The 8481-nt window shown below is 53.5% G+C and carries 5 protein-coding genes; all 5 read left to right on the forward strand.

The window, feature by feature from the left end; genetic code table 11:
- Window positions 1-4 precede the first annotated feature (4 nt).
- Window positions 5-2623: a type VI secretion system ATPase TssH gene (gene tssH / locus C5471_RS19515; RefSeq protein WP_133814278.1), complete on the forward strand. Its 2619-nt coding sequence runs from the start codon at window positions 5-7 to the stop codon at window positions 2621-2623.
- Entirely contained in the window at window positions 2620-3420 is an 801-nt protein-coding gene (locus C5471_RS19520; protein WP_133814277.1) for a helix-turn-helix domain-containing protein, read from the forward strand. The genes tssH and C5471_RS19520 overlap by 4 nt, the downstream gene beginning before the upstream one ends.
- Complete coding sequence (gene vasI, locus C5471_RS19525) at window positions 3417-4064, forward strand: type VI secretion system-associated protein VasI (protein WP_133814276.1); 648 nt, start codon at window positions 3417-3419, stop codon at window positions 4062-4064. Before C5471_RS19520 ends, vasI begins: the two co-directional genes overlap by 4 nt.
- 4 nt (window positions 4065-4068) lie before the next feature.
- Entirely contained in the window at window positions 4069-5496 is a 1428-nt protein-coding gene (tssA, locus tag C5471_RS19530) for a type VI secretion system protein TssA (RefSeq protein WP_133814275.1), read from the forward strand.
- On the forward strand, window positions 5493-8481 hold a 2989-nt coding region (gene tssM, locus C5471_RS19535; protein ID WP_166296280.1), incomplete at its 3' end, for a type VI secretion system membrane subunit TssM. The genes tssA and tssM, both read left to right, overlap by 4 nt.

The following is an 8481-nucleotide window of genomic DNA, read 5'->3' on the forward strand; positions in this document are numbered from 1 at the left end:
ACCGATGATCCAGATTGATCTACCCACATTAGTTAACCGCTTAAATCCGATGACCCGGCACGCTCTGGAAACGGCGGCAGCACAGTGTGTCAGTCAGCAGCAACCCGAGATCACTGTTTCTCAGCTACTGCTGCAAATGATCAACACACCTCTCAGTGATATCAGAGCGATCTTCAGTCAAGCCGAGGTGGACAGTGAATTGCTAAAAGAGCAGCTTGATCAAATGATCCCTCACCATCAAACGATGGTTCAAGCCTACCCCAACTTTTCCCCGATGCTGGTGGAGTGGTTACAGGATAGTTGGCTGTTAGCATCAACCGAAATGCAGCATCAGGAATTACGCAGCGGTGTCATGCTGATGACATTGCTGTTCAGCCCATCACGTTACCTGACACCACAATCCGCACGTCTTCTATCGGGAATAAACCGCGAATTACTGCGGCAAAACTTCGCACAATGGACCGCCGGCTCAGCCGAACAACCTGTTGTGGAGAACGATAAAAACGGACAAGGCAAAACCGCCGCCAACAGTGACAGCCTGCTCGCTCGTTTTACTCAGAATATGACAGAACAGGCCCGTCAGGGAAAACTCGATCCGGTGCTGTGCCGTGACACCGAAATCGACCTGATGATCGATATTCTCTGCCGTCGCCGTAAAAATAACCCGATTGTGGTGGGCGAAGCGGGCGTGGGTAAAAGCGCGTTGATTGAAGGATTGGCGTTGCGCATTATCGACAACCAGGTGCCGGAAAAACTGCGCAACAGTGAACTGATGACACTTGATCTGGGCGCGTTACAGGCCGGAGCGGCGGTAAAAGGTGAATTTGAAAAACGTTTCAAAGGCATCATGAATGAAATCAGCCAGTCATCCGTACCAATTATCCTGTTCATTGATGAAGCCCACACACTGATTGGCGCAGGCAATCAACAGGGCGGGCTGGATATCTCCAACCTGCTAAAACCCGCCTTGGCTCGTGGTGAATTGAAAACTATCGCAGCAACCACTTGGGGCGAATACAAAAAATATTTCGAAAAAGACGCAGCCCTCTCCCGCCGTTTCCAATTGGTAAAAGTAGCCGAACCGACAGCGGAAGAAGCCACGATTATTATGCGTGGCCTGCGGGCAATCTATGAACAGGCTCATGGCGTATTAATCGATGACGAAGCGCTGAAAGCCTCTGCGATATTAAGTGACCGTTACCTCTCCGGTCGCCAGCTACCGGACAAAGCGATTGATGTACTGGATACCGCTTGCGCGCGTGTTGCCATCAACCTGACCGCTCCTCCACGTCAGATTTCCGCACTGAAAAACCAGCTCCACCAACAGAAAATGGAATCGGATGTGCTGGCAAGGGAACAACGGATGGGGTTGAACCAACATACTGCCAGACTGGATGAACTACAGCAGCAACAACAAGAAACAACAGAAAAACTGACTGAGCTGGAAGCCAGTTGGCAGCAACAACAGCAACTAGTTCAGCAAATTATTGAACTGCGTCGTCAGCTGTTAACGGATGAAACAATCGAAGAAACAATCGATAAAACAGAAGAGCTGATTACTAAACTGACTGAACTTAATCAACAGCTGGAGTTATTACAGCAACAACAAACACTGGTTTCTCCTCATGTGAATAAAAACCAGATTGCGGCGGTTATCGCTGAATGGACTGGCGTACCACTTAATCGTCTTTCACAAAGTGAACTCTCTGTTGTCACTGAACTGCCAATCCATCTGGGACAAAGCATCAAGGGGCAGGATCTCGCCATCAAATGCCTGCATCAACATCTGCTGACCGCCAGAGCCGACCTACGTCGCCCCGGTCGCCCACTGGGTGCTTTTCTGCTGGTAGGTCCAAGCGGTGTTGGTAAAACGGAAACCGTTTTGCAAATTGCAGAATTAATGTTTGGTGGCCGTCAATACCTGACCACCATCAATATGTCCGAATTTCAGGAAAAACACACTGTTTCCCGCTTGATTGGCTCACCTCCAGGCTATGTGGGATATGGCGAAGGGGGCGTACTCACCGAAGCTATTCGCCAAAAACCTTACTCTGTCGTCCTGCTTGATGAAGTGGAAAAGGCTCATCCTGACGTACTGAACCTGTTCTATCAGGCATTCGACAAAGGCGAACTGGCCGATGGTGAAGGCCGCGTGATTGATTGCAAAAACGTGGTCTTCTTCCTCACCTCCAACCTGGGCTATCAAACCATTGTTGATAACGCTGATAAACCGGAAGAGATGAACGACCTGCTCTACCCTGAACTGGCGGCTTTCTTCAAACCGGCACTACTGGCACGAATGGAAGTGGTGCCTTATCTGCCGTTAGGATATGACACCCTGAAAACCATTATCCAGGGCAAACTGGTCCGCCTCGATAACCTATTAGGTCAACGTTTCAATGCCGAAGTCACCATCAGTGACGACGTTATTGAAGAGATACTGCAACGAGCAACCCGCGCTGAAAACGGTGCACGCATGTTGGAATCGATCATTGATGGCGCTTTGTTGCCGCCACTATCCCTGCTGCTATTGCAAAAAATGGCCTCAGGAAAACAGATCAGTACCATCCAGCTAACCGTTGATGCACATGAATTCAACGCGGTGGTTGAGGAGATACAATGAAACAACGGCTGAAAAGCGCATTAGCGTTATTGGAAAATGACTCTATCGAGCAACTGGTTCACCACTTTCTTCAAGTGAATCACCAACGCCAGCGTTTTGACGCCTTGTTGGTCTCTCTGCTTAACGTGAATGAAAACCGCCTTGAATGCTATCGGCTGCCAGCGCCAAACCAAATAAGCGCTCTGCAACTGGATGTCAATATTGGCGATATCAACCACCCATTGGTACAAATTCTGTACAAAGGCACCCCCACAACCTGGGGATCACTCAATCAAGGAGTGCGGGTAGACAATCAAAACTTTCGCACCTTTGTCGAAGAGCTTCCCCACCGCTGTGGTCTACATGCCATTCCGCTGTTTAACTGTAACGGAAAGGCGTGTGGTGTCATTGCTGTTTTCGCCGAAGATGTCGGTCGTTTTGCTGACGATAACAACATGTTTTACATCTACTGCTATGTCATGCAGCACCGGCTGAAAAGATTGCAGGAATTAGAACAGCTGCGTGAACAACTGCGCCAGATCCGCCAGGTCTTTCAGACTCAGCGCCAAAAAGAAAAACAGCTTGATGAATTATTGGCTTCATTGAGTAGCACAACAGAAAACAAAACATCAGCCAGCATCTCTCACGATTACAGCAAGATTGACAACCTGCCTGAGGCAATCGAAGAGTTCGAATGTGCGGTACTGATACAACGCCAGCATATCTACGGCAACAACACCAAACAAATTGCGGAAAGCTTGGGAATTGCTCCCCGTACACTGACTTACAAACTGGCGAAATACAGGTGTAAATTATGAGCTTCTTGCTACTTGTTAGTTCATTAATCGCATCTCTGACGGGCACACCTGATATTCCACCTACTCAGGAGGCTACAACAGAGCCGCCACTATCGGCCTTACTGCAATGTCGTTCAGAACCTTCACCGCTGATCAGACTCGATTGCTATGATCGCCTATTGGATAAAGTGGATAAGATTGCCGTTATTCCGTTAGAAAAAACCGGTCCGGCCTGGAGACAGGCAATGGAACAGGAAATGAAACGCACTGACCATTCAACCGGTTTTATCACGACCCAATCCACGGGAATACCGACCCGCGTCATACTCACCACGCCCGCGATCGGTGTTTTGCCACCACGGCCGGTACTGATGCTGAGTTGTATCGATAACATCACCCGGATACAGGTCGCGCTGGCTAAACCCCAAGACAGTGGCACGGTGATGATTTCGACTGACATAACCCAATTCAGCGCCGACTGGTTCTTACGCGAAAATGGCTATCTGCTGGAATCCAGCCGTGGGCTACCCGGCATTGAACAACTTAAACGACTGATGACAGGCCACACTTTGACTATCAAAACTGACAACGGCAGTCAGATAACATTCAACATTTCTCAACTGGAACAGGCGGTGAAACCTTTACGCACCGCCTGTCGTTGGTGATCCCATGGATATCAGGAAACAATTTGACTGGCAGGGACTCCTGCTAACCTCCCTATCGGATGAACTAATTGGCAAAGAGCTGGATGAAAACGAACCTGCCTGGGAATATATTGACGGGGAAATGGTTAAGCTGGGATCACTGGCCCATTCCACCCTTGACATTGAAGAGATCCAGCGTCAGGCGTTGCAACTGTTCAGCGAAAAAAGCAAAGATTTCAGGCTGATGGTTCACTTGTTGCGCACATTGCAACACAGCAGCAATCCCGCTGAACTGATACTGGCAATGGAGCTGCTGGCCGATTACATCCAGCATTACTGGCAAACAGCCTGGCCACAAAAACCTCTGCTCAAACGTCGCCTGGCACAACAGGTCATCAAACGTTTTGATTCTGCTCAGACCGGCTTCTGCGAACAGGCTGATGAGACTCAGCGCGAAGAGGCACAAGGCGCACTGGCTCATCTAGCACAATGCTGGCATACCGATGAACCCGCACTGGCTAAAGAGATCGACCAGCTACGCTCCCGCTATGCCCGCAAACCCACGCCAAAACCCGTAGCCGCACCGGTTGAATCAGCAGAAACTGTTGCACAACCCGCAGGCACCTCAGCGCTGACACCCGCACCGGATGTCGCGGTAGACAGTTCTAGTGAAAAAGCCTGGAAACAAACATTACTCACTGTCGCTGATCTCCTGTGCGAACGTCAGCCTGACACCGCCACTGGTTACCGTCTGCGCCGTTATGCCATCTGGCACGCACTGACCACCGCGCCAATGGCCAGCAGTGAAGGCAAAACCCCACTGGCACCGACTTCGTCAGACCGTACTGCGGATTATCTGGCAAAACTGCCCACAGCCGATAAATCCCTGCTGCGACAGATAGAACAAAGCCTGACCCTCGCACCTTACTGGCTTGACGGCCACGCTATCGCGGCTCAGGCCGCCGAAAAACTCGGCTACACCGCCGTCGCTGAGGCCATCCGTGATGAACTGACCGCCTTTCTTAAACGCCTGCCAGTGTTACAGACCCTCTGTTTTTCCGACAGGAGTCCGTTTATCTCACCCTCAACCCTGAACTGGCTGCAACCGCCAGCAACTGCTGCCGTCCACAGCGGCGCAACTCCGGATCACGACGCTATCTGGCACTGTTTCCGGCAACACGGACTGGAAGCCGCCCTCAACGCGGCAGAACAGCACCAGCAACCACTGACCGAACCCCGCGATCAATTCTACGGTCAGCTGCTCACGGCACAGCTGCTTGAACAGGCGGGCATGACCGCCCTGGCACAACAACATTACCGGCATCTGTTACAGGCAGGACAACACCTGTTACTCACCCATTGGGAGCCCGGCCTGCTGGCAGTACTGGCAGAAAAAGCCGCCATGACCGCCGCCTCAACAGATACGATTGCAAACCGGAGCGTTAACCCATGAACTGGCTTTCTCTTCTTCTGAAAAATATCAAAAAACCGGCGATGCCGCGCCTGCCGCCGCTCAAAGCCGCCGCCTCGCTGATACTGGCTCTCCTGCCCTGTATTGCCCTCCTCTGGATATGGTGGTGGGGACCCGGCTGGCAGTTCAGACAAACCCACCCGCTGGAAAATCTCTCCGCCCGCTGGCTGGCGACCGTCCTTATTATTCTGCTGGCCCTGGGCTTTATCGGTACGAAAGTCTGGCGTCGTCTGCGTCAGCTCGAAAAACTCAAACTGGATGTGGAGCTGAGGGAGATCGATCCGGTCCTGGCCGATATGACGCATCAGGACAGCTACCTGAATCACTGGAAAGACCAGTTACAGCGCCATCTCGGTACCTGGAATTACCTCTACCAGCGCCCCTGGTACCTGATGCTGGGCAACACCGCCAGCGGCAAAACCACACTGATCCAGGAAGGCTACAAACTGACTGACATTGCCCTGCCGGACCGCCATCAGGGGGAAGAGGCTCTGCCCCTGCACCTGCGCTGCTGGCTGGGGGAGAAAGCGGTCATCATTGACCCGGACGGCTTGCTTATCGATCAGATATCGCCGGCAGATGCCAGTAAGCCTCAGTTGCCCGCCCGCCTGTGGCAAGCCCTGCTCACCTGGCTGACTGAAAACCGTCAGCGTCAGCCCCTCAACGGGATTATTCTGACGGTGGACACCCACCGTTTACTGACTGACAACAAAGAACAACGCGAGCGGTATATCGCCGCGCTCCATCTGCGCCTGCAAGATCTGCGGTTAACCCTGCACAACCACCTCCCCTTCTATCTGGTGCTGACCAAACTCGATCTGCTGCACGGCTTTAGTGCGGCGTTTCAGTCACTGGACAAACCGCAACGCACCCAGATACTGGGCGTCACTTTCAGCCTGAATGCCGATGATGAGCACCGCTGGCGGACTGAACTGGCGCAGTTCTGGCAGCAATGGATGCAACAACTCAATGCCGCGATGCCGGACATGATGCTCAACAAAGTGGATATCAACCAGCGCAGCCCGCTGTTCAGCTTCACCCGTCAGATACAGGGGCTGCACAGCTACCTGGTGCAATTGCTGGAGGGCATTCTCTATAATGGCGGTCCGGCGCAGCCCGGGCTGCGCGGCGTTTATCTCACCTCCTCCCGACAAATCGGCCAGATGGATGACCTCTTTACCCAGTCTGCCGCCGTACAGTATCACCTGGGGCCACAGGCCTTTCCAACCTGGCCGGTGGCGGACACCGCGCCCTACTTCACCCGTTCGCTGTTTGAAGACGTGTTGCTGGCCGAACCCAATCTGGCGGCGGAAAACCGCCTGTGGTTAAGCCGTAACCGGCGCAAACTCCTGACCTTCTCCACCGTCGGTGCCGCCGCTGGTCTGGCCCTGTGGGCCGGCTGGCACTACAACTATCAGAAGAACTATCGGGCCGGTGAAGAAGTCCTGGCACAGGCTAAAACCTTCCTGTCCATTCCCCCACCCAAAGGGGAAGACCGCAACGGAAACTTACAGTTACCGCTGCTAAACCCTATCCGGGAAGCCACCCTGGCCTACGGGGATTACCATCAGAAAGGGCTGCTGGCAGATATGGGACTGTACCAGGGCGCTGATGTCGGTCCGTATGTCGAAAACACCTACCTGCAACTGCTGTCCCAGCGCTTCCTGCCCGCCCTGATGAATGGCCTGCTGGATGACCTGAATCAGGCGGCCAAAGGCAGTGAGGAGAAACTCGAAGTCCTGCGCATCATGCGGATGCTGGAAGACCGCAGTGGCCGCAATAAGTCACTGGTTGAACAGTATATGCGTGAACGCTGGAGCCGGGTCTTTAACGGCCAGCGTCAAACACAGGAACAGTTGCTGACTCACCTCGACTATGCCCTGGACCACACTGACTGGCAGGCGGCCCGGGAAGCGGATAACCCGACCGCCATCAGCCGTTTTGCGCCTTACCAGCGCCCGATGATAAATGCCCAGCAAGAGCTGAGTCAGCTCTCCATTTACCAGCGGGTCTATCAGAACCTGCGCCTCAAAGCCCAGGACTCGCTGCCGCCGCCGCTCAATCTGCGCGACCAGATTGGCCCCAGCTTTGACAGCATCTTTATCGCCAATAATGACAGGCAGCTGATTATCCCGCAGTTCCTGACGATGAACGGCCTGAACAACTACTTCGTCAAACAGGACGACCAGCTGATTGACCTGACCGTGATGGACAGCTGGGTGCTGAATCTGTCGCACAACGTGCAATACAGCGAGACCGACCGTAAAGAAATTCAGCGCCAAATCACCGAACAGTATCTGGGTGACTACACCGCCACCTGGCGCGGGGCCATGAACAACCTGGATATCCGTCATTTTACCGATATCCCGCAGGCCATCGGGGCCATTGAGCAGGTCATCAGTGGGGAACAGCCCTTCAGCCGCGCATTACAAATCCTCAGCGACAACACCCGCCTGCCGGTGATGAATACGCCCCTGGCGGGCAAAGAACAACAGCCGTTACGCGACACCCCGGATTATCGCCTGTTGGTGCGCATCAACCGGGAGTTCGCCCCGGAAACCGCCGTGCTGGTGGAATACGGGGATAAAAACAGCACGTTGCAGGAGGTTTATCAGAAACTGATTGCACTGCACCGCTACCTGCTGGCCATTCAAAACGCCCCGGTCCCGGGTAAAGCGGCCCTGAAAGCGGTCCAGCTGCGACTTGAACAAAACAACAGCGACCCCATCTTCGAAGTGCAACAGCTGGCGAAAAACCTGCCGGAGCCGTTAAACCGCTGGGTCGGTGAACTGGCTGAACAGGCGTGGCAGGTGGTCATGCGGGCTGCGGTCAGTTCGCTGGAAGTCGAATGGAGTGAAAACGTCGTCAGACAGTACCAGACCTACCTGGCTGGCCGCTATCCGTTCAACCCCGAAGCCACCCAGGATGTGCCGCTCAGTGAGTTCGACCGCTTCTTCCGGCCCGGCG

This window comes from Photorhabdus tasmaniensis (assembly GCF_011189505.1).
GTDB lineage: Bacteria > Pseudomonadota > Gammaproteobacteria > Enterobacterales > Enterobacteriaceae > Photorhabdus > Photorhabdus tasmaniensis.

Excerpts from the sequence above, each read along its gene's own strand:
- tssH (WP_133814278.1), top strand. The coding sequence starts at position 5 with ATGATCCAGATTGATCTACCCACATTAGTTAACCGCTTAAATCCGATG.
- vasI (WP_133814276.1), top strand. The coding sequence starts at position 3,417 with ATGAGCTTCTTGCTACTTGTTAGTTCATTAATCGCATCTCTGACGGGC.
- C5471_RS19520 (WP_133814277.1), top strand. The coding sequence starts at position 2,620 with ATGAAACAACGGCTGAAAAGCGCATTAGCGTTATTGGAAAATGACTCT.
- tssA (WP_133814275.1), top strand. The coding sequence starts at position 4,069 with ATGGATATCAGGAAACAATTTGACTGGCAGGGACTCCTGCTAACCTCC.